Below are 23,417 nucleotides of genomic sequence, written 5' to 3'. Positions count from 1 at the left end.
TCGGCGCAAAGAACGAGCATTAACACCATGGTTTGCACGACGTTCTTTTTTCCTCATTCCAGCAAACGCAAAACCGGCCGCCTCCCTCGCGGGAAGCGGCCGGTTCGCATTGCTGAGCCTGCGGGCAGCTTAAGCTACCGGCTGCTCCGTCGACTGCTGCAGACGGATCAGGTTCAGGGCCGAGCCGGCTTTGAACCACTCGATCTGGCCCTCGTTGTAGGTGTGGTTCACCGTGATGAGGTCCGTGTCGCCGTCGGCGTGGTGCAGGCGGATCTGCAGGGGCTTGCCGGGGGCAAACGTGGTCAGACCGATGATGTCGATGGTGTCGCCCTCCTCGATCAGGTCGTAGTCGGCCTTGTTGGCGAAGGTCAGGGCCAGCATGCCCTGCTTCTTCAGGTTGGTTTCATGGATACGGGCAAACGACTTCACCAGGATGGCGCGCACGCCCAGGTGGCGCGGTTCCATGGCGGCGTGCTCCCGCGAGGAGCCTTCGCCGTAGTTTTCGTCGCCCACCACGATGGTGCCGATGCCCATCGACTTGTAGTTACGCGCTACCTGCGGCACGGCGTTGTAGCCGTCGCCCTGGGTTACGTAATCCCGCACGCTGTTGGCTTCGCCGTTGAAGGCGTTGATGGCGCCGATCAGCATGTTGTTCGAGATGTTGTCGAGGTGGCCGCGGTACTTCAGCCAGGGGCCGGCCATCGAAATGTGGTCGGTGGTGCACTTGCCCTGGGCTTTGATCAGCAGGCGCAGGCCCGTCAGATCGGTGCCTTCCCAGGGTTTGAAGGGCTCCAGCAGCTCCAGGCGGTCGGAGTTCGGGTCCACGATTACCTGCACGCCCAGGCCGTTTTCGGCGGGCGCTTGGTAGCCGGCATCTTCCACGGCGTAGCCGCGGGGCGGCATGTCCACGCCGTGCGGCTCGTCGAGCTTCACCTGCTGGCCTTCCTTGTTGGTCAAGGTGTCGGTCAGCGGGTTGAAGGTCAAATCACCGGCAATGGCGAAGGCCGTCACGATTTCGGGCGAGGCCACGAAGGCGTGGGTGTTCGGGTTGCCGTCGTTGCGCTTGGCGAAGTTGCGGTTGAACGAGGTGATGATGGAGTTGCGGCGCTTGGGGTCGTCGGTGTGGCGGGCCCACTGGCCGATGCACGGACCGCAGGCGTTGGCCAGCACCACGCCGCCCATCTGGGCGAAGGTGTCGAGCAGCCCGTCGCGCTGCACGGTGTAGCGCACCAGCTCCGAGCCGGGCGTCACGGTGAATTCAGCGTTGACGGCCAGGCCTTTCGACACGGCTTGCTCGGCGATGGACGCGGCGCGGGTAATGTCTTCGTACGAGGAGTTGGTGCACGAGCCGATCAGGCCTACTTCCAGCTTCTCGGGCCAGCCGTGCTCCTTAACGGCCGCCGCAAACTGCGAAATCGGCCAGGCAGCGTCCGGGGTGAAGGGGCCGTTGACGTGCGGCTCCAGCTCGGAGAGGTTGATTTCGATCAGTTGGTCGTAGTACTTGGCCGGGTCGGCGTACACTTCCGGGTCGGGGCGCAGGTGGTCGGCCACGGCGTTGGCCGCGTCGGCAATTTCCTGGCGGCCGGTGCCGGCCAGGTAGGTCACCATCGACTGGTCGAAGGCAAATACCGAGGTGGTAGCCCCGATTTCGGCGCCCATGTTGCAGATGGTCGCCTTGCCGGTGCACGACATGTTTTCGGAACCCTCGCCGAAGTACTCGACGATGGCGCCGGTGCCGCCTTTCACCGTCAGGATGCCGGCTACTTTCAGGATAACGTCCTTCGGCGAAGCCCAGCCCGACAGCTTGCCGGTCAGCTTCACGCCGATGAGTTTCGGGAATTTCAGCTCCCAGGCCATACCGGCCATTACGTCCACGGCATCAGCACCGCCCACGCCGATGGCCAGCATGCCGAGGCCGCCCGCGTTCGGGGTGTGCGAGTCGGTACCGATCATCATGCCGCCGGGGAAGGCGTAGTTTTCGAGCACCACTTGGTGAATGATGCCGGCACCGGGCTTCCAGAAGCCGATGCCGTACTTATTGGATACGGAGGCGAGGAAGTCGTACACTTCCTTGTTTTCCGAGTTGGCAATGGCCAAATCCTCTTCGGCGCCTTCTTTGGCCTGGATCAGGTGGTCACAGTGCACCGTGGAGGGCACCGACACTTTCACTTTGCCGGCTTGCATAAACTGCAGCAGGGCCATCTGGGCGGTGGCGTCCTGCATGGCCACGCGGTCGGGGGCGAAGTCAACGTAGGAAACGCCGCGCTCGAATGCTTGGCCGGGCGCGCCGTTGTAGAGGTGGGCGTATAGGATTTTTTCGGCCAGCGTGAGGGGGCGGCCCACTACGCGGCGGGCAGCTTCTACTCGCTCGCCCAGACCGTTGTACACGGTCTTGATCATTTCCAGGTCAAACGCCATGGGATATCAGCGGGAAAAGGGTGACAAAACCAAGCCTAAAGCGGCTAAGGCGCAAATATAGGCCCCGCCTCACCGGCCGGCAAACTTTATATTCGCCGCGGAGTTGTACGCGGGTTCGACCATTGGGGTCGGCAACGGAGTGTACTTTTTCGGGTCTTTTTGCGCCCATCTTCCTTAGTAACAGATGACTTTTCCTTTCGTTTCGGGCCGCCTGCTCCTGGGCAGCGCCGCCCTACTCACCACCCTGCTGACGGCCTGCAACTCGGGCGGTGACAAAAATGCTACTGCCTCCGAAGACGGCCCGCCGCGCATCGCGGGCAGCGAGCTGTCGGCCGGCAGCTGGCGCGGCGTGCTCAAGGCCCAGGGCCAGGAAATTCCCTTCCTGTTCGACGTAAACGAGGAGGGCGGCAAGCCCACCGTGACCCTGCGCAACGGCGACGAGCGGCTGAAGCTGGATGAAATAACTACGGCCGGTGACTCCACTACCATCCGGCTGGGTGTGTTCGACGCGGCCCTGGTGGTGTACGCGCACGGCCCCAACCTGGAAGGCGCCTGGGTGAAGTACGACGCCAAGGAGCCCTACCGGCTACGCTTCGATGCCCGATCGGGCAACGTGCACCGGATATTCGGGGCGGTTGGGGAAGGAGGCATGGCAACGCAGTCGTTTGAGGGTACCTGGAACGTTACGTTTAAGGGCGACGACGGCGAAACGTACCCGGCTGTGGGCGTATTCCACCAAGAGGGCACCGACGTCACGGGTACCTTCCTGACCTCCACCGGCGACTACCGCTACTTGGCGGGCAACGTAGGCGGCAACGCGATGAAGCTGTCGACGTTCGACGGCAGCCACGCCTTTTTGTTCAGCGCCGAAAAGCAGCCCGACGGCACCCTGAAGGGCGACTTCTACAGCGGCAAGTCGGGCCACGAAACCTGGACGGCCAAGCTGGACCCCAACGCCAAGCTGCCCGACGCCAACGCCCTCACGGGCCTAAAACCCGGTCAGAAGCGGCTGGACTTCAAGTTTCCGAACATCTACGAAGGCGGCAGCATCTCTCCTACTGACCCGAAATACAAAGGCAAGGTGGTGGTGGTGCAAGTACTGGGCTCCTGGTGCCCAAACTGCATGGATGAGACGAATTTCCTGGCGCCCTGGTACGAGCAGAACAAGCAGCGCGGGGTTGAAATCATCGGCCTGGGCTTCGAGCGCACGCCCGACCAAAAGCTGGCATCCCAGAAGCTGCTCAAGATGAAGCAGCGCATGAACATCGGCTACGACCTGGCCGTGGCGGGTCAGGCTTCGGCGGCCGAGGCCAGCAAAGCCCTGCCCCAGCTGGCCAAGGTGCTGGCCTTCCCCACCACCATTTTCCTCGACAAGAAGGGCGAGGTGCGCAAGGTGCACACCGGCTTCTCGGGCCCCGGCACCGGCCAATACTACGAGCAGGAAAAAGCGGAATTCAACACGACCATCGACCAACTGCTGGCGGAGTAGCCCCGCGCCGGTAGCACTGGCCGCCCTTGCGAGCGAAGCGCGGCAACCCTTCCGCTAGTAACGTTGCCGACGCAATACCCATCAACCGAAAACAGCATCGCCCGAAACCGGTAATTCCAGTTTCGGGCGGTGTCTTTTTGGGCTTCTGCCAGTTGCGGCGTCGTGCCGCGAGAGGAAGCACTGCTTCGGCTGCGCCTCGCAATGACGGCCGGTGCTACCGTTGTGAGGAGCCCCAATGAAAGCCTATGTTGCTGCCGGATACCCAGATTACTGCTGCGGCGGCCGGCCGCCGCGGGGGCGCTCCAGCAGCACAATTTCCGAGTCGTGGTAGGGCGAGCGGGCGTACTCGCGGTAGCCGAACTTGTGGGCCAGGCGCAGGGAGGCGGCGTTGTCGGGGTCGATGATGCAGGCGGTGCGCGGGGTGGGCAGATGCTCGTCGGCCCAGGTGAGGGCGGCCTGCACGGCCTGGCTGGCGTAGCCGCGGCCGTGCACGCGCGGGGCAAACACCCACCCGGCTTCGGGCGTACCCTTCAGGGACGGCGTCAGGTTGCGCTGGTAGTCGAAGAAGCCGGTGGTGCCGATGAAGCGGCCGGTGGCTTTTTCCTCCACCGACCAGCTGCCGTAGCCGAGCATGGCCCAGAGACCCTGCTGGCCCAGGATGCGGCGCCACACGGTTTCCTCGTCGTTGGGCTGGTTGCCGAGGTAGCGGTAGAAAGCCGGATCCTGGTGCAGGGCGGCGGCTTCGATGAGGTCGTCGGGGCGGGGGCCGCGCAGGATGAGGTCGGGGGTTTCGAGGCGGGGAATAGCGGCCGGCGCGCGGCCTTCGAGGATCAGGAGCTGCATGGCGGCAAAGTAGCAAGCATCCGGTTCTGATTCATCTGCGAAACCCACGGCCCCCGCCTGCGGCGGCAAGCTCGCCCCCGGGGCGTGGCACGATGCAGCGCAGCATTGATCAGCTGCCACCCCACCCGGTGCCTAAGGAGCCGGCGCAGCGTGGTTCTTGGCGAGGTAGTCGCGCGCATTCGTATTCGCCGGGTTGAGCTTCAGCGAGTGTTGGTAGTTGGCAACGGCGGCTTTGCGGTTGCCCAGCCGCGCATAGGTTTCCGCCAGGCTGTCGTAGGGGTTCCAGCTGGCCGGGTACAAGCTCACGTTGAGCTTGAAGATTTCGAGGGCCTCGGGCAGCTTGCCCAGGGCCAGCAGGGTGTAGCCCCAATTGTTGACGTAGTCCTCGCCTAAGAATAATTCGGGGTGCTGGCGCCGCGCCTGCCGCACAGCCGCGGGTGCCCGGGCATATCCTCGTTGCTGCAGGGCGGCCTGCAGGGCCAGCAGCGCCGGCGGCTCGCCGTGCAGCGCCACCATAATTTGCTCGGAGAGCTGCTGCAGCGCGTCCTGGGTGGCCGGGTCCGATTCGTTGGCCAGCAGCACCAGCCCGGTTTGCTGGTCGGGGTACAGGTCGCAGAAGCTGGCAAAGCCGAAGGTGCCGCCCGAGTGGCGCAGGCGCCGCTGCCCGTCGACGGTCTTGCTCACCACCCAGTTCAGGGCAATGGCCTGGGTGGCGGGCGTGCCCCAGCGCACCTCGTGGCTCAGCCTGACGGCCGGCTGCTGCTCATCGAGCTGGTGGGCTACGTAGCGCAGCATATCGGCCGGGCTGTAGCGCAAGCCGCCCGCCGCGGGCATGTCGGCCAGCAGCAGGGCGGGCATGGGCCGGCCTCGGTCGTTGTAGCCGGTGGCGGCCAGCGCCGACGGCGCGGCGGTGCCGGGCGAGAGGGCCAGGGGCTGTTCGAGCTTGGTCGCTAGCAGCTCGGCGAAGGGCCGCTGGTACACCCGCTCCAGGATGTAGCCCAGCAGTTGGCCCGCGACGTTGGAGTGGCGCGGCTGCTGGCCGGGCGCCACGGTGAGCCGGACCTGCCGCAAGTCCTGAAAAAACTGCTGCCGGGTGTAGGAAGCGGCCGTGCGGGCCAGCAGCGGCACCAGCGAGTCGGCCGGCACGCCGGCAAAGGCTTTCGGGTCGGGAAAGTTATCCGGCAGGGCCGAGGTGGTGGTGGCCAGGTGCAGCAGCTGAATGGGCTGGCCCGCGTAGGCCAGATTAGGAAAGTCGCCGTCCAGGTACTGGCGGATGTCGTCGGTGAGCTGCACGCGTTTTTCCACCACGGCCTGGGCCAGCAGCAGGCTGGTGAACGTCTTGCTGACGGAGCCGATTTCGTACACCGTTTGGGCGGTCGGCACCTGCGGCGACCCTTGCTGCGTCGAGCCGAACTGGTAGAGGCGCGTCTGGCCGTGGTCGACGATGCCGACCGACAGGCCCACGTGCCCGGATGCCCGCACGAAAGCGGTACCGAGGCGGTGGATGGCGGCATCCGCGCCGGCCGGCACCGGGCCGGGTTGAGCCCGCGCCCCGGGCATTGCCCCGACCAGCAGACCAGCCGCCAGGAAAAGGAGTTTGTGAATTGCAATCATAGAACAGCAGCAGTGCGCCGGCAGCGGGCGTTGGAGGATGTGCGGCCGGAAACTGAGCTTCGGCCAAAAGGTTACCGAGGCCGGGCATCGTGCAAGCCGGAGAAACTGATCAGCCAACCCGGGTGGCCGGGCTGGGCAGCCGGCAGCAACATCTGCTGTGGCCTAATTCGCCCGCCTGGAATGGGCGAGAAAACGCGGCCATTCGTCGGGTTTTCGGAGCCGATGCCAGAGAAACGGGATGGTTGAGCGGCACTTCGGCACTGGGCTTGCAAAGAAGCTGGCAAGGACGCAGCGTCCTGATTCTCAACTTCGACACCAACCTCCCCAACCGTTTGTCACCCATGAAAAAGCAACTCTTCAGCCTCGCGCTTATCCTCGGTCTGGCCGGCTCGTTTGCCGGTAGCACCTTCGCCACCGACTTCCAGGCCCAGGACCGCCGCGAGCTGCGCCAGGACGGCCGCAAAGACGGCGACAAAGGCCACAAAAAGGGCCGCAAAGACGACGCCCAGCGCCGGCAGCAGCGCCTCGACCGCATGGCCAAGGAACTGGATCTAAGCAAAAAGCAGCAGGAGAAAGTAGCGAAGATCTTCCAGGAGCAGCAGCTGCAGATGCAGGCCCTGCGCGGCCGCGCCCAGGGCACCGACCGCAGCCAACTGCGCGGCGAGGCTCAGCGCATCCACCAGGACACTAGCAAGAAGCTCCAGGACGTGCTCAGCAAAAAGCAGTACGCGCAGCTGGAGGCCAAGCGCCAGGAGCGCCTGAAGCAGATGCAGCAGCGCCGCGGCCAGCACGACGGCCACCGCGCTGACTTCAAGCAAGGCCGCAGCTAAACACCCCGTCCCTTCTCTCTTGATGACTACCGCCCCGGTCGATTTTCGGCCGGGGCGGTGTTGTTTAGCCGCAGTGGCCTTCGGCTGGTTCCGCCTCCCGTTCGAACCTCAGCCGCGGCAGCTTCTCTGCTATTCAGGCCAATACACCCAATGCCCAGGTCTCATGTCACGCGCAGTCTAGACGTGACGGCTTGGGCATTGGGTGTATTGGCGAGGCGGATACGGCTTGGCTGCGCGGGGCATAACGGGCTTTTCGCACGGCGTAACGGCGGCGCGGTAAAATATTTCGCGTATCATCTCGACTGCCAATTTACCGCGGCGCCCCGGCCCCGCTCCTGCCTGCCGCCCCATGCCCATCTACCGCACTGCTTCTGCCGCCCGCTCGGCCCGCTTCTGGGCGGCCCAGCGTCACTTGCTGCAAACCGTGGGCAGCGTCGGCGGGGTATTCGTGGCGGTGCTGTTGGCCATGGCCCTGCTGCTGTGGGTACCGAATCGGGCGCTGCTGCCGCTGGCGCTAATCGGCTTTCCCATCGGCTGGTTGCTGGGCGTGCTCGAAGCGGCGGTGTTTCCGTGGCTGGTGCAGCGGTTTTCGCTGTGGGCGGCCAAACTGCTGCAGGGCCTGGGGCACCTGCTGCTGCTGGGGCTGCTCTACGCGGGGTTTCGCTTCGTGGCCTACCGGCTAGGGTTGCCGCAGTTGTGGAGCGAGCCGGCGCCTAGCACGGCCGGGCCGCTGCGCCACCTGCTGCTGGTGCCGGTCATCTACCTGCTGGCCGTGTTCGTCACCTCGCTGATGCGGCAGCTCTTGCAGGGCATGAGCCGGCAGCGCCTGCAGGAGCTGCTGGGCGGGCGCTACCAGCAGCCCGAAACCGAGGACCGCATCTTCCTCTTCGTCGACTTGAAGGGCTCGACCCAGCTGGCCGAAGCCCTCGGCAACGACGCCTACAGCCGCTTGGTGCGCGACTTTTTCCGCGACGTGAGCCCGGCCATTGTGGCCACCCGCGGCGAGGTGTACCAGTACGTGGGCGACGAAGTGGTGGTGACCTGGCCCGCCGCCCTGGGCCTGCGTTTTGCCAATTGCCTGCACTGCTTTTTCGAGATGCAGCGAGCCATCGACGAGCGGCGCGACTACTACCAGCGCCACTACCGGGCGGTGCCCGAATTCAAGGCCGGCGCCCACGGCGGGCTGGTGACCACGGTGCTGGTGGGCACCGCTCACCGCGAGCTGGTGTACCACGGCGACGTGCTCAACACCACCGCCCGCATCCAGAGCCAGTGCAACGCCTTGGGCAGCAAATTCCTGATTTCCGACGCGCTGCGCCAGCAGCTGGGCCCGCAGCCCGAGTTTCAGTTTACGCCCCTCGGCGGGCAGCCCCTGCGCGGCAAAGCCCGCGCCACCGAGCTGCTCGACGTGCAGGAATACCTCCACATTCTTCCATGAGAAAACCCCTAAAAACCCTCAGTCGCTGGGTGCTGAGCCTGCTGCTGCTCTTGCTGCTGGCCGGCGTGGCCTTTGCCAACTTCAGCCCCGAGCTGGGCGGCAAGCCCACCAAGGCCGAGCGCGCCGCCTACGCTAAAACCGGCCGCTACCACGACGGCAAGTTCGAGAACTTGGTGCCCACCGAAATGATGACCGGCGGAAGCATGGTGGGGGCGCTGTGGCGCTTTCTGTTCAGCAAAGTGCCCAATACCGAGCCCGTCGCCCCGCTGCCTACCCAGCCGCTCGACTCAACCCGCATCCGGCAAAAAACCGCCGAAACCCTGCGCGTGACGTGGTTCGGGCACTCGGCCAGCTTGGTGGAAATAGCCGGCCAAAACCTGCTGCTCGACCCCATGCTGAGCGTGGACATGGGCCCGATTTCCTGGGTGACGCCTAAGCGCTACAACCCGCAGCTGGCCATCAGCCCCCAGCAGCTGCCCGGCATCACCGCCGTGCTCATCTCCCATGACCACTACGACCACCTCGACTACAAAACCATTGTCAAGCTCAAAGACAAAGTCGCGCACTTCGTGGTACCGCTGGGCGTGGCGGCGCACCTGCGCCTGTGGGGCGTAGCGGAGACGAAGATTCACGAGTTGGATTGGAACGACTCCCTGCAGCTGCCCGGCGGCCTGACGGTCATCAGCCAGCCGGCCCGCCACTTTTCCGGCCGCGGCCTCACGAACCGGAATTCCACCTCTTGGTCGTCGTGGGTGATGAAGACGCCCACGCGCCGCGTGTTCTACAGCGGCGACGGGGGCTACGGCCCGCACTTCCAGCGGATTGGTCAGCAATACGGCCCCTTCGACCTCGCGCTGATGGAGTGCGGGCAATACGACCGGCAGTGGAGCCAGATTCACATGATGCCCGAGCAGAGCGTGCAGGCCGCCCTCGACGTGCGCGCCCGCCTCTACCAGCCGGTGCACTGGGGCGCCTTCACCGAAGCTCACCACCCCTGGAACGAGCCCGTCACCCGCGCCTGGGCCGAAGCCGCCCGCCGCGGCCTGCCCATCACCACGCCCGAGCTGGGCCAGCCCGTCACGCTCGGCGCCGGCCCCCCGCCGCAGAACCGGTGGTGGCAGTAAGCAGCTGACGTGTGGCAGTCCGGCACGCCCGAACGTCATTCCGAGCGAAGCCGCGGAATCAGGCGTGCTGACATCCACAAGTATTCCGCTCGTTGAACGAGGAACATACTACCGGACGTCAGCACGCAAGATTGCTCGACAAGCTCGGAATGACGTTCGGGCATTTATTCGGTAGCTGCCAGCACGCGAGGTTCCTCGACTTTGCCTGGAATGACGTCGCTTCGGGCTGTTCAACGGAGCCCGCGAGATGTTTCGACTGCGCTCGACATGACGGGCAATTCCGCGCGTGGCTACTCACCGCACCAGCGCGGCCAGCTTGGCGTACAGCTCGGCTTCTTCGAAGGGCTTGGCAATGCAGTCGTTCATGCCGGCGGCCAGGTACTGCTCGGTGTCGCTTTGGAAGGCGTTGGCCGTCAGGGCCAAGATGGGCACCTGGGCGCGCTCGGCGGGTAGGGCGCGGATGGCGGCGGTGGCTTCCAGGCCGCTCATGCCGGGCATCTGGATGTCCATCATCACCGCGTCGTAGGCGTGGGCGGTGGCCAGGGCCAAGCCTTCGGGACCGTCCTCGGCTTCGTCGAGCTCGGCGCCCCACTCCTCCAGCAGCATGCGCACCACCAGGCGGTTGATGTCGTTGTCTTCGACCAGCAGCAGGCGCCGGCCGCGCAAGGCGCCGGTGTCGTAGCTGGCGCCGTCGGTGGTGGCCGGGGCGGGCGCGGCGGGCTCGGCTTTGGCGCGGGGCAGCGTCAGGTGCACGGTGAAGGTGCTGCCCTTGCCCAGCTCGCTTTGCACCGAGAGCGTGCCGCCCATGCGCTCCACCAGGGCCCGCGAGATGGTCAGGCCCAGGCCTGTGCCGCCGAAGTGGCGCGAGGTGTCGGCGTAGGCCTGGGTGAAGTTTTCGAAGATGCGGTCCAGCTTGTCGGGCGCGATACCCACGCCGGTGTCGGCGAAGCGGAATTCGATGGTGAGGGCGTCGTCGGTTTCGGCCAGCTGGTAGCCGCCGGCGGTGATGGTGCCGCCCGCCGGGGTGAACTTAATGGCGTTCGAGAACAGGTTCAGGATGATCTGGCTGAGCCGGTGCGCGTCGCCGAGCACTTGCGGGTTCGGGCAGGATTCGTGCAGGCGGATGGCTTCCACGTGGATGCCTTTTTCCGCGGCCTGCACAAACAGCGGCTGCGCGGCCTGGTAGAGCACCTCGCACACGTCGAAGGGCTCCTGGGCCAGCTCCAGCTTGCCCGAGCTGATTTTGGCCATGTCCAGCACGTCGTTGATGACGCCCAGCAGGTGCTGCCCCGAGCTGCGGATGATGCCCAGCAATTCCTGCTGGCGGGCGTCGAGCGCGGTTTTGGCCAGCTGATTGGCCATGCCGAGCACCCCGTTGAGCGGGGTGCGGATTTCGTGGCTCATGTTGGCCAGGAAATTCTCGCGGGCCTTGGCCGCGGCCGTGGCGGCGTCGGTGGCGCGCTTGAGCTCCGTCACGTCGGCCGACACGCCGAGCACGTGCACCTCGTCGTCGGCCCAGCGCAGGGGCTGCTTGATGGTATGCAGGCAGCGCCTGTCGCCGTTGGGCAGGGTCAGCTCGTCTTCCACCACCAGCTGGCGGCCGGTGGCCAGCACCTGGGCGTCGGCCGCGTCGTAGCTGGCCAGCTGCCGGGCCTGTTCGGCAGCCAGCTCGGGCGTGGGCTGGCTGGCGGCCAGCTGCTCGCCCATCTCGCGGGTAATGGCGTTCTGAAACACGTAGTTGCCGGCCGCGTCGCGCACGTACACCAGCACCGGCACCGCGTCGAGCACCTGCTGAATAAAGGACTGTTGGGCGGCCTGCTCGCGCTGGGCCAGCACCAGCGCCGTTTGCTCGGTCAGGTACAGGTTCACGTACTGCTCCCGCGGAAACGGCACCAGCCGGGCCGCAAAGTAGCGGCCGCCCACGTGCAGCTCTCGCTGCATTTCCTCGCCGCGGGCCAGCGCCTCCATGGCCCAGCTAAACGCCTGCTCGCGCCCGGCGGCCATGTCGGCGGCGGCCAATTCGCTGGCCAGCCGGTCGGCGGCGGCGTTGGCAAACAGCCGCTGCTGGCCGGGCCCGAGGCGGTACACCGGGTTGGGGTTTTGGGCCGGGATGCGGGCCAACGCCGTTTGCTCGGCCAGCGCGGCGCGCAAGGCGTGAATCTCGGCGTGGGCGGCTTCCAGGGTGGTCGGCAAAACCGACTCAGGCGCAAGAATGGTGGACATAAAGAGCAACTGTGGTGCGAAAACACCCTGTCAGGCCTCAGGGAAGCTGGCAAAGGTCGGGTATCATACTGAGTTATCCCAACCGTTCAGGGTTAACAAATTACGCGTGCATTTCGCGCAGGCGGAAGCCCAACCGGATGTCGTGGCGGGGGCGCAGGCTGATGAGCGGGCGCATGAGCACGGCCGGCTGCGCCACCCACTCCACCTCGAAGCGGCGCAGCACTTCCAGCAGCACCAGCTGCATTTCGGTGAGGGCAAACTGCTGCCCGATGCAGAGGCGTGGCCCGCCGCCGAAGGGCAGGTAGGCGTAGGGCGGCTGCTGGCGCAGGGCCTCGGGCTCGAAGCGCGCCGGCCGAAACGCTTCGGGCTCGTCCCAGAGCGCGCGGTGGTGGTGCACGCCGTAGAGGTAGGCCGAAATCAGCGTGCCCTGGGGCAGGCGCAGGCCGTTGTATTCGTCGTCGCGGGCGGCGCGGCGGTCCACCATCCACACCGGCGGGTAGAGGCGCAAGGTTTCCTGCACCACCTGCAGGGCGTAGGGCAGCTGGGGCAGGTCGGCAAAAGTGGGCCGGCGGGCGCCGAGCACCACCTGCATTTCGGCGCGCAGGCGGGCGGCTTCGTCGGGGTGGCGGGCCAGCAGGTACCACAGCCAGGAGAGGCCGTTGGCGGAGGTTTCGTGGCCGGCCACCAGCAGGATGATGGCCTCGTCGAGCACCTGCTCGTCGGTCATGGGCAGGCCGGTGTCCTCGTAGCGCACGTCCAGCAGCATCTGCAGCAGGTCGTCGGGGCCCGGACCGGGCTGCTGCTTGCGCCGCTGGATGTAGCCGCGGATGAGGCGGCGCAGCTCGGCGGCCAGCCGGTCGTGGTGGCCGTACTGCCCGCGCAAGCCCAGCCAGGGGCGCAGGTAGGGCTGGCGCAGGGTGCGCACGTAGAAGGCCTGCAACTCGGTGAGCAGGCGCGAGAGGCGCTGCAGCTCGTCCTCGCTCATGGCCGTGCTGAACACCGAGCGGGCAATGATGCGGAAGGCCGTGGCCGTCATCAGCTCGTGCACGGGCACCTCGGTGCGCCCGCCCTGCTGCCGGGCCGCGGCCACCACCGGCGCCAGGCACTCGTCGATGACCTCGAGCATGAGCTCGGTGAGCGTGGCCAGGCGCTGGCGGTGAAAGCCGGGCTGGATGAGGCGGCGCTGCTGCAGCCAGTAGTTGCCCTCGGCCGTGAGCAGGCCGTGGCCCAGGTAGCGCGCCAAGCCCTGCGAAATGTCGGATTTGGGGTAGTTGCGGTGGTTTTTCTGCAGAATGTGCTGAATCAGGCCCGGGTCGCGGGTGAGCAGGGTGGGCCGCACGCCGCCCAGGTGCAGGCCCAGGGTGTCGCCGTAGGTATCGAGGTAGCCGGTGATGACCGGGATGGGGTCGGCGGCCAGGGCCCAGGAGTTGCGGAAGGAAAGCAGCCGCGGCACCCGGGGCAGCGCAGAAGACGAAGTGACGAGCGTCATACCAGACAGAACGCGCCGGCTGTACTATTGGGCCGGCTTCGGTAGTGAAGGTACGACGCGGGCGGGCGCCGTGCCAGGCCCGGGGGCCCGACCCAGGTCGACCTTTTTGCCGCTGCCTGCGTACCATTCAGACGCGGCCCGCCCGGGCCCATCTTCAGCTTCCTGCCTCTTCCCTTTCTCCAAACCAAACCCTTCGTCCCTATGTGGATTCAGCAAAAAGCCAACGAACCCGCCCCGCTCAGCGACCTGCAAGGCCACACCGTCGGCCTGAAATTCGAGTGCAATAAGTGCCACACGGAGGTCTTTACCGACCTGATTGGCATTCCGGCTCCCGACCTTCTGGCCAACTCCACCGAGGACGACGGGCAGTTCGAGAAGGAGGAAATCAAGTGCCCCGGCTGCGACATGACGCACCAGATTACCATCAAGAGCACCTTCGACGGGGTCACCTTCGACGTGTCGGACGTGGCGCAAGGCAGCGTGAGCTACCAAATTCCGCCGGCCGAAGAAAAATAGTTGCCCGGAGGCTTCCTGCACGACGGGGCCGCGGCAGATGCCGCGGCCCCGTCGTCTTTCTAGGTTAGGTGGCCGGAGCGCAGCAAGAGCATCCTGCTGAACCCGCCGCGGCATCTCCGCCGCTTCGTTGTGCGCTAAAGCCCCCGCGCGGCCGCCTCACCAAACCTGACGGCCAAGGCATTACGAGGGCGTCGTTTCTGGTCTATCCATCCCCAACGCATCGGGCTGCGGCCCACAGCCTGCCTTGGATCTAGGTGGTGCTACGGCTTCGGCTCCTGCACGTACAGCCGCTTGCCCCAGGTCACGCCCCAGTAGTCAAGCAGTTGGGCCGGGGTTTCGGAGGCTTCGGGGTAAGTGGCCAGGTCCCAGGCCATGACGGTGCAGTCGTTGGGCAGCCGTACCACCGGGCCGGCACTTTCGGCCAGGGTCCGGAAGGCTTGCCGTTCGCAGGCGTTGGTGCGCACCAGCCACGGGTGGTCGGAAACCGTGTAAAAGGCCGACAGCACCAGCACCCAGGCCAGGTAAGCGCGGCGTTGCGCGGCGGGCAGGTGGCGCAGCAAATAGTAGCTCGTGAGGATGTAGAGAGCCATCAGCGCCAGCAGAATGGGCAGCACCGAGTCGCGGCGCAGGATGAGCGGGCGGTAGTTGCGGTAGCCGCCCAGGGGCAGCAGCAGGATGAACACCAGCGCGAACAGGCCCAGCCAGCGGCCCGCGCGCAGCAGGCGGCGGCCCGCATCGGTGGCGGGCGTGCGCCAGCGAATCAAGGCCAAATTCAGCAGCACCGCGCCGAGGAAGATGGGCAGGCCAGGCCGGCGAAACTGGTCGTTGAGGCCCAGCGGCAGGCGCTGGTACCGCTCCCACAGCGGCAAATCGTGCGTGAGTTGCTCGGCCTCGAAGGTGCCGATGTAGAGCGAATACAGGCACAGCAGCCCGAAGATGAGCAGCAGCCCAAACGGCTGCCAGGGAATGCGCCGCCAGACTTCGGCCACCCGCCCCTGGCGCAGCAGCGGCCCTTGTTGCACGAGCCAGCGCAGCCCAATGCCCACGCTTAGCACCGCCACCACGCCCGGCACGATGGCCCCGTTGAAGCTCAGCACCACCATCAGCCCGAGCAGCCCGAGCCAGGTCAGCGGCCCCACGCGGAAGGGCCGCCCGTCGACTTCGGCTTGGTAAAACGGCAGGAAGTAGAGCAGCAGCAGCAGCAGCGGAAAGGCGTAGAAGAAGGTGTAGGTGATGGAGTTGTCGGCAATGCCCATCTGGTTGTGATAACCGCCGACCTGAAACAGCGGTACCAGCAGGGCCATGGTCACCCACAGCTTCCGCGACGAGAGCCGCCAGGTGCCGCTGGCGTAGCGGCCGAGCACGTACATGATCAGCGCCTGCACCAGGGTATTGAACAAGGCGCAGGCCGCGTAAATGCTGTTGACCGGACTCAGGCCCAGCTTCTGCAGCCCAAACGGCACCGACTTAAAATAGCCCACCATGGCCGCGTGGGCGAAAAAACGATTCGGGGCCACGTACACCTCGTGGCGCGTGAGGGCCGCCCAACCGAACGGGTCCCCGAGCACCTGCCGGCAGTCGGGCGCGGGCAGCACAATTTGCGGCAGGTCGCCTTCCAAGGGCAGCTGGTAGTTCTGCCAGAACGTGTAGCCCAAATCGAGCAGCACGAACAGGATGAGGATGCTCAGGGGAAAGCGTTTGGGCATGGGCAGCGGCAGAAACCTCGGAAGTGCCGGCAAGGCCGGCTTTGGCACGGTAGCAAAGCTACGCGACTGCCGCGGCACCACGCACCCGCAGGAAACTCCAAGCGGCGGCTCACCGGCAGTCATTGCGAGGCGCAGCCGAAGCAATCCTTCCTCTCGCGGCACAGCGGCACCGCTGGCAGAAACCGAAAACTCATCCAACCAAGACCGGCCCCAGCAAAACCGGTGACGCTGGTTGCGAGTGGGGTCGGCTACGGTTGGCAGGGACTGGGCGGCGGTGCTACTAGCGGAAGGATTGCCGCGCTTCGCTCGCAATGACTGCTAGTGAGCCGCTGCTAGGCCTTTTCGCCTACTTCTCCCGCTCGATGGTGTAATCAATCAACTGCTCCAGCGACACCCGGGCCGGCGAGGCGGGGAAGGTGTGCAGAATGGCCAGGGCCTCGTCGCGAAACTGCTTCATGCGCTCCACGGCGTACTCCAGCCCGCCCGATTTCTTCACGAACTCGATGACGGCCTGCACGCGGTCGGCGCGGCCGTCGTTGTTCTGCACGTTGTAGATGACGCGGCGCTTCTGCAGCCAGGAAGCCTGCTGCAGGGCGTAAATCAAGGGCAGCGTCATCTTCTTTTCTTTGATATCGATGCCCACCGGCTTGCCGATTTCGGCCGTGCCGAAGTCGAACAAGTCGTCCTTGATCTGAAAAGCCATGCCTACCTTCTCGCCGAACATCCGGGCGCGCTCCACCGCTTCCTTGCTAGCGCCCACCGAGGAGGCGCCCACGGCCGTGCAGGATGCAATGAGCGAGGCTGTTTTCTGGCGGATGATGTCGAAGTACACGTCCTCGGTGATGTCGAGGCGGCGGGCCTTTTCAATCTGCAGCAGCTCCCCTTCGCTCAGCTCGCGCACGGCATTGTTGACGATTTTGAGCAAGGCGAAGTCGTCGTTTTCCAGGGCCAGCGCCATGCCGCGTGAGAGCAGATAGTCGCCCACCAGCACGGCTATCTTGTTCTTCCACAAGGCGTTGATGGAAAAGAAACCGCGGCGGTAGTTGGATTCGTCCACCACGTCGTCGTGCACCAGCGTGGCCGTGTGCAGCAGCTCGATGAGGGCCGCGCCGCGGAAGGTGGCCTCGGGCAGCGGGGCGGTGGGGTCGGGGCTGGCGGTGTGGGCCGTCAGGAACACGAACATCGGGCGCAGCTGCTTGCCTTTGCGCCGGATGATGTAGCCCATGATTTTGTCCAGCAGCAGCACCCGCGTTTGCATGGACTGGCGGAATTTCAATTCGAATTCCTGCATTTCGGCCGCTATCGGGGCCTGTATATCGTCCAGCGAATATTTCATGCGGCGGTTGGGGCGCGCAATGATACGCACGCGGCGGCAGTTTTCGGCTTTCGGGGGCGGGTTTGCTGCCGCCGCCTGCGTAGATTGTCCCTGCGCAACCACTAGCTCGCCTGCCCGTGTCAGCCCCCGCCCCCACCGCCCCCCTCGTCGACGCCGGCGCCGCCTGCGCCACGTGCGGCGCCGCCCTGCAGGGGCCGTTCTGCCACCGCTGCGGCGAAAAGCGCCTCGACCACCACGACTACCACCTCGGCCACTTCCTGGAGCACGCCGTCGACACGGCCACTCACTTCGACCTGAAAGTGGTGCGGGGCGCGTGGAGCCTGCTGCGCCGGCCCGGCCTGATGACCCGTGACGTGCTGGCCGGCCGCCGGGTGCCCTGGCCCAAGCCCCTGCAGCTGTTTCTGGTTGTCAACCTGTTGTTTGTCTTCGCGGCCCACCAGCTCGGGCTGCAAATCTTCAACACGCCCTGGCGCTACCACCTGGGCAACTGGTACGGCGCCTGGGCTGCCGCCCGCATGCAGCAGCTGGCCGCGCGGCGCGGCCTGCCGGTCGAGCAGCTGGCCGGGCAGTTCGACGCCTCGGCCAACGTGCTGTCGAAGACGCTGATTGTTGCCTTCATTCCGCTGCTGGCCCTGCTGCTGACGGTCTTGCTCTGGCGGCAGCGGCGCTACTTTCTGGAGCACGTGACCACGGCCACGCACCTGATCAGCCAGGTTTTGCTGGTGGAGCTGGTGCTGGTGGGCCCTATCAGCCTGCTCATCGCGCTGGTGAACCGGGTGCGGGCCCACCCCTTGGGCTTCAGCGACCGGGACATGCTGGCCACCGTCCTCATTGCCCTGGGCATTGCGGCATGGGCGGGGCTGCTGCTGCGACGCGCCTACGGGGGCGGCGCGCTGACGGCCGCGGCCCGCGGGCTGGCGGTTGGCATCGGCTTTTTCTGGCTGCTGGTCAGCGTCTACCGCCTGCTGCTGTTTCTGGTCACTTACGCGCTGCTCTAAAACTGGGCGCGCACGCCCCGGTTGTGTTGCTGAACCCGCCTTATTCCGCTGTTATGCCCGCTCCTACCCGCCTCGACTTCACGCTGACGCCCGCCCACCACAGCCGCGCCTTCGCCGCCGATGCCCGCCTCGTGCCCGATGGCCGCGCCAAGCCGGTGGTGGTGTTCGTGCACGGCTTCAAGGGCTTCAAGGACTGGGGCCACTTCAACGTGCTGGCCGATTTTTTCGCCCGGCGCGGTTTTGTATTCGTCAAGCTCGACCTCTCGCACAACGGCGTGGTCATCGGCGGCACGGGGGATTTGGAGGACCTCGACGCCTTCGGCCGCAACAACTTCAGCATCGAGCTCGACGACATCGGCTGCTTGCTCGACGCCCTGCAGCAGCCCGGGCAGACGCCGGTGCCGGCGGCGGAAATGGATTTGGGCCGCCTCTACCTCGCGGGCCACAGCCGCGGCGGGGGCTTGGCTATGCTCAAGGCTGCCGAAGACGCCCGCGTGCGCGCCGTGGCCGCCTGGGCCCCCATTACCGACGTCAACCCTGGCTGGCCCGAGCCGATGATGCAGCACTGGCAGCAGGCCGGCGTGCTGCACGTGGAAAACACGCGCACCAAGCAGCAGTTGCCGCTGTACTTCCAGATTGTGGAGGACTACCACCAGAACCGCCGCCGCCTCGATATTCAGCACAACCTGCGCCTGCGGCTGCGCCAGCCCCTGCTCATCATCCACGGCGACCAGGACGAAACGCTGCCGGTGGACAAGGTGCCGCTGCTGCAGCAGGCCAAGCCCGACGCGGAAGTGGTCATCCTGCCCGGCGCGGGGCACATGTTCGGCGGCGCCCACCCTTGGGCCGAAACCGAGCTGCCGCCGCTGGCCCAGGAAGTAGCCGAGCGCACCGCCGCGTTTTTCGAGCAGCACTGACCGGCTGCTCCGGCTGGCGCCTGCCAGCAGCGTAACCGGGGCCCACAATCAGCCTGATGTTCGGCCGGCGCTTCCGGCTTAAACGCCCGGCTGGCGCGGCGGCGCCCCGCAGGTTGAAAACCTGCTGTATTTTGGCCGCCGGGTCGGGCGCTAGCCCCTCCGGCACCTGCAATTCTCCCCTCGCATGAAACACCACGCCCACACTGCTTACCTGCTGCTCGGCTCCAACCTCGGCGACCGGGTCGTTACGCTGCACCGCGCCCTCGTGGCCCTGGCCGGCAAAGCCGGCCGTCTGGTGGCCGTGTCGGGCGTGTACGAAACGGCGGCCTGGGGCCAGGAAGCCCAGCCGGCATTCCTCAACCAAGCCGTGCAGCTCAACACCGACTTGGCGCCCGAGCAGCTACTGGCCGCCTGCCAGCAGATCGAAGCCGACCTGGGCCGGGAACGACTGGAGCTGTGGGGCCCGCGTACCCTCGACGTGGACATTCTCTTCTACGACGACCTCGTGCTTGATACGCCCGCGCTGACCATTCCGCACCCGCGCCTGCCCGAGCGCCTGTTTGCCCTGATGCCCCTGGCCGACATTGCTACCACCTACGTGCACCCGCAGCTCGGCAAGTCGGTGGCCGACCTGCTGGCCGACTGCCCCGACAAGCTGCCCGTCGAGCCTTGGCTCGGGGATTTGTAGGGCACCGTCAGCGGGGCGGCACCGGCAGCTGGTGGCAAAACCGCGCCACCCGCACCGCCCGCACCGCCGGATAGATTAGCCAGCAGGCCAGCAGCAGCAGCAGCCAGCGCCGGCCGGCGGCCAGGCGGGCGGCCCCATCGGCCAGCAGCAGCACAAACGGGCCGTAGACGGCCGCGGCGTAGCGCTCCACGTCGTACACGTTGCCGCCGGCCCGGCTCATCACCGTAATACCAATGTGGCACAGCAGATAGGTGAGCATGACTGTGCCGAGCAGGCGCAGGAAGGGCCGGCGGCTGCGCCACGCCAGCGCCGCCAGCCCCAGCAGCAGCCCGGGCAGCAGCAGCTCGAACAGCCAGTGCTTGGGCCAGCCGGCTTGCTGCACCGGCACCAGCCAGCGCGTGAGCACGTAGCCGTAGTCGCCGAAGGTTTCGCGCAGGCCCTGCCAGCCCCGGCTGCGGTACACCTCGGGTCGCAGGGCCGCGCGCTGGGCGTACCACAGCCACCCTCCTACCCCGCTGCCGATAACGGCCGCGTGCAGCAGCAGCCCGCGCCAGCAGCGGCGCAATTCGGCCGGATAAGCCAGCCCTATTCCCAAGCCCACGCCGAGCAGCAGGAACACGCCGGAGGTGCGCTGCAGCGGCAGCAGCAGGCCCACGACCGTAGCCGCCGCCAACCCGCCTGCCCGTCCGGTGCGCAGCCAGCGGTACAAGGCTACCGCGTAGAGCCCGAACAAGGCCTGAAAGCCCGCTTCGGCCCAGATGAACTTGGCCGTAATCAGCCAGGGCGCGGCCAGCGCCAGCCCCACCAGCGCCCACGCCACCAGCGCGCGGCGCGGCAGCAACTGCGCGGCCAGGTAGCCCCAGCTCCACAGGCACCCCACGCTGGCCACCAGGTGCAGCGCGGTAGCCCAGGCCACTGCGTGCGACCCGCCCAGGGCCAGCAATAGCGGATACAGGGGCCCCCAGGAAGTATAGGGCGTGCCGTCGGCGTTGAGCAACTGGCCCGTTCTGGCCACGCTCGCGGCAGCGGCCAGGTAGTGGCGGGAGTCGGCGGTGCGGGCCAGGCCGGGCAACAACGCGTAGAGCAGCAGGCCCAGCAGCAGCACCGTGGCCAGCGCCGCCGCGGCCCCCACGGCCGCGCGGGGCCTCAACCAAGATGCGGCAGGTGCGGCAGGGTTCATGCGGTGGGGCGGATGCTAAAAGAGCCGGTTGGCACCGGCTCTTTCAACGAACGTACTGAAATGGCTCGGGTTATTGGGCCGAAGCCGTGGCGGCCTGGGGCGAAATTTTCTTCACCAAGCCCTGCAGCACCTTGCCCGGCCCGCACTCCACAAACTCGGTGGCGCCGTCCTCGCTCATACGCTGCACCGACTGCGTCCAGCGCACCGGCGCGGTCAGCTGGCGGATCAGGTTTTGGCGGATTTCGTCGGGGGCGGAGTGAGCAGCGGCGTCCACGTTCTGATACACCGGGCAGCGGCCAGTGCTGAAAGTGGTGCGCCCAATAGCCTCGGCCAGCGCCGCCTCGGCCGACTGCATCAGCGGGGAGTGGAAGGCGCCGCCCACCGGCAGCGGCAGGGCCCGCTTGGCGCCGGCGGCTTTCAGGGCTTCGCAGGCCTGCTCGACGCCGGCCTTGGAGCCGCTGATGACCAGCTGGCCGGGGCAGTTGTAGTTGGCGGCCACCACCACGTTGCCGGCCTGCGTAATTTCCTGGCAGATGCGCTCCACGGTAGCGTCGTCGAGGCCGAGGATGGCGGCCATGGTGCCGGGCTGTTCCTCGCAGGCGGCCTGCATGGCCTGGGCGCGGCGGGCCACCAGCGGCAGCGCGTCTTCAAACTTCAGCACGCCGGCGGCCACCAGGGCCGAAAATTCGCCCAGGGAGTGACCGGCCACCATGGCGGGTTGCAAACCGGGCGTGGCCACAAACTGCGCCACCGAGTGCACGAAAATGGCGGGCTGCGTCACGTCGGTGCGGCGCAGGTCTTCCTCGGAGCCCGAGAACATGATGTCGGTGAGCGAAAAGCCCAAGATGTCGTTGGCTTGCGTCATCAGGGCGCGGGCCTCGGGGTGCTGCTCGAACAGCTCGCGGCCCATGCCGGTAAACTGGCTGCCCTGGCCGGGAAATACTACTGCTTTCATGCGGGGAAAGGTCGGTGGGGAAAAGCGTTGTGAAGTCGTTGTACGGCGCGGCCGCCCAAACGGGCCGCAAGGTGCGCAATGAAGCCCTTATGCGCAAAACCCGGCCGCCCTCGCTTCCGCGGCACGTCAGCCGGCGCCCCGGGCGTTTGTCACCCACGCGGAGGATGCCGCCTGGCTTTCAATTATCGTTGCGGCGGATGAAAAATCTTAGCCAGTCGACAGCTTCTGCACCCCGACTTGGGCCAGCGGCAGGCGTCGCACTTCCCTATTGTCCGACGCTACCCAGCACGAGGAAATGGCCCGCGCCAGCCGGTTTGGGCGGGTGTACAGAACAGCACCGCCAGCATCAGTGCCAGGGCGCCACCGATTCGTAGCCCATCAGCCAACAAAAAGGGCCATCGTTGCCGACGGCCCTTTTATGGACTGATCCGCGCCGTTTAGCGCATTACCTCTACCCAGCCTTTGTAGGTTTTGGTGGTGCGGTTGAGGTCGGCAAACTGTACGTCGATGAGGTAGTAGTATGTACCGGCCGTGGCCTTGGCGCCCGAGTCACGGCCGCCGCTTTCGTTGCGGGCTGCCCCGCCGCCGTCCCACAGCGTCAGGTCGGAAGACGCATTGCCTTCGTACACCTTGGCGCCCCAGCGGTTGAAAATCTGCACCTTGGCCCGTACAATGGGCGAAGACGAAATCGGGCGGAATACGTCGTTGCGGCCGTCGTTGTCCGGGGTGAAGATGTTGGGCAGCAGGAAGAACTGGCAGTTGTCCTGGCAGGCCACATTGCTTTGGGCGCTGCTGTTGCCCAGCGAATCCACCGCTACCACTGCGTAGCAGCCCGCCGCCGAAGCTAGGTTGCTGTGCACAAAGCTGCGCACCGGCGTGCGGCCGATTTCCAGCAGCGGCCCGTCCTGTGTAGGGCTGTAAAGCACCCGGTAGTACGACACGTTGCGGCCGCAGCCGGCCGGGGTGGTACCCACCGTCCAGGTCAGCCGGTTGGTGTAGAGCAGGGCCCGGCCGCGGTTAGGCGCCTGCTGCGCCAGGGCGGCAATACTGTCGCAGTTGACGGGCAGCAGCGTCAGCACCGGCGTGCACGGAATGGCGGCCAGCGTCACGCACTGCACCTGGCTTAGGTTGATCAGGTTGCTGGGCTGATTGGGCGCCCCGTAAGTGCCCACCGTTTCCACGCGGTAGCAGTACGTCTGGTCTTTGCGCAGCGAGCTGCTGCGGTCCGTGAAGGTGCCGCCGGTGCGGGTGCCCAGGGTGTCGCCCACTAGCACGAAGGGGGCGGCCGGGTCCGCATCCCGCCGGTAAATGCGGGTGCGCGACTGGCTGTTGTCCCACGGCACGTTGTAGGTCCAGGTCAGCTTGACGGTTGTAGCCGTGGGGTTGGCCACGGCGTTGAGGCGCACGGAGCTGGCCGGGGCGGTTTGCTCCAGCACCTCGGGCGTGCCGCGGAAGAAATCCACGCGGTAAGTGTAAGCCTTGTTTTGCGTGTCCAGGTTGGTGTCCACGTGCACCGTGTCGCTCAGGCTGGTGGCCGTGCGCACCAAGGAGAAGGCCGTCGCGGCCGGGTTCTGGCCCTCGGCGCGGTAGAGGCGGTAGCCGCGCGGGGCGGGGAAAGCGGCGGCCGGGGCCGGGGCGGTCCAGCGCACGGTG

18 protein-coding genes are annotated in these 23,417 nt (G+C 66.4%); 8 read left to right on the top strand and 10 right to left on the bottom strand.

Translation table 11 applies throughout. From position 1 onward, the window contains the following. Nucleotides 1–129: 129 nt before the first annotated feature. Complete coding sequence (locus tag LJ737_RS26545; RefSeq protein WP_227769809.1) at nt 130–2,418, bottom strand: aconitate hydratase; 2,289 nt, start codon at nt 2,416–2,418, stop codon at nt 130–132. Between the two features lie 184 nt (nt 2,419–2,602). Between LJ737_RS26545 and LJ737_RS26540 the strand changes: the two genes are divergently transcribed. Beyond that, on the top strand, nt 2,603–3,907 hold the full coding sequence (locus tag LJ737_RS26540; protein ID WP_227769808.1) for a peroxiredoxin family protein: 1,305 nt from the start codon (nt 2,603–2,605) through the stop codon (nt 3,905–3,907). A 267-nt stretch (nt 3,908–4,174) separates the two neighbouring features. Here the strand turns inward: LJ737_RS26540 and LJ737_RS26535 are convergent, their stop codons facing one another. Then, entirely contained in the window at nt 4,175–4,750 is a 576-nt protein-coding gene (locus LJ737_RS26535; RefSeq protein WP_227769807.1) for a GNAT family N-acetyltransferase, read from the bottom strand. A 132-nt stretch (nt 4,751–4,882) separates the two neighbouring features. After that, nucleotides 4,883–6,364 carry a serine hydrolase domain-containing protein gene (locus LJ737_RS26530; RefSeq protein WP_227769806.1) on the bottom strand — a complete coding sequence of 494 codons (1,482 nt, stop codon included), beginning with the start codon at nt 6,362–6,364 and terminating at the stop codon, nt 4,883–4,885. A gap of 341 nt (nt 6,365–6,705) precedes the next feature. Here LJ737_RS26530 and LJ737_RS26525 point away from each other — a divergent pair, with 341 nt between their 5' ends. The 3 genes from LJ737_RS26525 (at nt 6,706) to LJ737_RS26515 (ending at nt 9,756) form a co-directional block, all read left to right on the top strand. After that, a complete protein-coding gene (locus LJ737_RS26525; RefSeq protein WP_227769805.1) occupies nt 6,706–7,194 on the top strand; it encodes a hypothetical protein in 489 nt (162 codons plus the stop codon). Between the two features lie 349 nt (nt 7,195–7,543). After that, the gene (locus LJ737_RS26520; protein WP_227769804.1) at nt 7,544–8,632 is read left to right on the top strand and encodes an adenylate/guanylate cyclase domain-containing protein; all 1,089 of its coding nucleotides are present in this window, start codon (nt 7,544–7,546) and stop codon (nt 8,630–8,632) included. After that, nucleotides 8,629–9,756 (top strand): MBL fold metallo-hydrolase, encoded by a 1,128-nt coding sequence (locus LJ737_RS26515; RefSeq protein ID WP_227769803.1) that lies wholly within the window; start codon nt 8,629–8,631, stop codon nt 9,754–9,756. Before LJ737_RS26520 ends, LJ737_RS26515 begins: the two co-directional genes overlap by 4 nt. Nucleotides 9,757–10,050: 294 nt before the next feature. On the opposite strand, the gene LJ737_RS26510 is transcribed toward LJ737_RS26515, so the two are convergent. Continuing rightward, nucleotides 10,051–11,979: an ATP-binding protein gene (locus LJ737_RS26510; protein ID WP_227769802.1), complete on the bottom strand. Its 1,929-nt coding sequence runs from the start codon at nt 11,977–11,979 to the stop codon at nt 10,051–10,053. A 100-nt stretch (nt 11,980–12,079) separates the two neighbouring features. Then, nucleotides 12,080–13,468 carry a cytochrome P450 gene (locus LJ737_RS26505; RefSeq protein ID WP_227769801.1) on the bottom strand — a complete coding sequence of 463 codons (1,389 nt, stop codon included), beginning with the start codon at nt 13,466–13,468 and terminating at the stop codon, nt 12,080–12,082. A 201-nt stretch (nt 13,469–13,669) separates the two neighbouring features. On the opposite strand from LJ737_RS26505, the gene LJ737_RS26500 reads away from it, so the two are divergent. After that, nucleotides 13,670–13,984: a hypothetical protein gene (locus tag LJ737_RS26500; protein WP_227769800.1), complete on the top strand. Its 315-nt coding sequence runs from the start codon at nt 13,670–13,672 to the stop codon at nt 13,982–13,984. Nucleotides 13,985–14,244: 260 nt separating this feature from the next. On the opposite strand, the gene LJ737_RS26495 is transcribed toward LJ737_RS26500, so the two are convergent. Both LJ737_RS26495 and LJ737_RS26490 read right to left on the bottom strand, forming a co-directional pair. Then, nucleotides 14,245–15,690 carry a hypothetical protein gene (locus LJ737_RS26495; protein ID WP_227769799.1) on the bottom strand — a complete coding sequence of 482 codons (1,446 nt, stop codon included), beginning with the start codon at nt 15,688–15,690 and terminating at the stop codon, nt 14,245–14,247. A 346-nt stretch (nt 15,691–16,036) separates the two neighbouring features. Continuing rightward, the gene (locus tag LJ737_RS26490) at nt 16,037–17,026 is read right to left on the bottom strand and encodes a polyprenyl synthetase family protein (protein WP_227769798.1); all 990 of its coding nucleotides are present in this window, start codon (nt 17,024–17,026) and stop codon (nt 16,037–16,039) included. A gap of 116 nt (nt 17,027–17,142) precedes the next feature. Between LJ737_RS26490 and LJ737_RS26485 the strand changes: the two genes are divergently transcribed. From LJ737_RS26485 to folK, 3 genes are all read left to right on the top strand, one after another. After that, nucleotides 17,143–18,024 carry a DUF3667 domain-containing protein gene (locus LJ737_RS26485; RefSeq protein ID WP_227769797.1) on the top strand — a complete coding sequence of 294 codons (882 nt, stop codon included), beginning with the start codon at nt 17,143–17,145 and terminating at the stop codon, nt 18,022–18,024. Nucleotides 18,025–18,077: 53 nt separating this feature from the next. Continuing rightward, nucleotides 18,078–18,941 (top strand): alpha/beta hydrolase family protein, encoded by an 864-nt coding sequence (locus tag LJ737_RS26480; RefSeq protein WP_227769796.1) that lies wholly within the window; start codon nt 18,078–18,080, stop codon nt 18,939–18,941. 184 nt (nt 18,942–19,125) lie between these two features. Further along, on the top strand, nt 19,126–19,629 hold the full coding sequence (gene folK, locus LJ737_RS26475; RefSeq protein ID WP_227769795.1) for a 2-amino-4-hydroxy-6-hydroxymethyldihydropteridine diphosphokinase: 504 nt from the start codon (nt 19,126–19,128) through the stop codon (nt 19,627–19,629). A 7-nt stretch (nt 19,630–19,636) separates the two neighbouring features. On the opposite strand, the gene LJ737_RS26470 is transcribed toward folK, so the two are convergent. From LJ737_RS26470 to LJ737_RS26460, 3 genes are all read right to left on the bottom strand, one after another. Then, nucleotides 19,637–20,809, bottom strand: coding sequence for a hypothetical protein (locus LJ737_RS26470; RefSeq protein WP_227769794.1), 1,173 nt, complete (start codon nt 20,807–20,809; stop codon nt 19,637–19,639). Nucleotides 20,810–20,879: 70 nt separating this feature from the next. Then, complete coding sequence (gene fabD / locus LJ737_RS26465; RefSeq protein ID WP_227769793.1) at nt 20,880–21,764, bottom strand: ACP S-malonyltransferase; 885 nt, start codon at nt 21,762–21,764, stop codon at nt 20,880–20,882. A gap of 437 nt (nt 21,765–22,201) precedes the next feature. After that, a partial coding sequence (locus LJ737_RS26460; protein ID WP_227769792.1) for a T9SS type B sorting domain-containing protein occupies nt 22,202–23,417 on the bottom strand: 1,216 nt, incomplete at its 5' end.

Source organism: Hymenobacter sp. 15J16-1T3B (assembly GCF_020711235.1).
Lineage (GTDB): Bacteria > Bacteroidota > Bacteroidia > Cytophagales > Hymenobacteraceae > Solirubrum.
The sequence above is the reverse complement of the archived record's forward strand: the minus strand, read 5'-3'. Positions and strand labels throughout refer to the sequence as shown.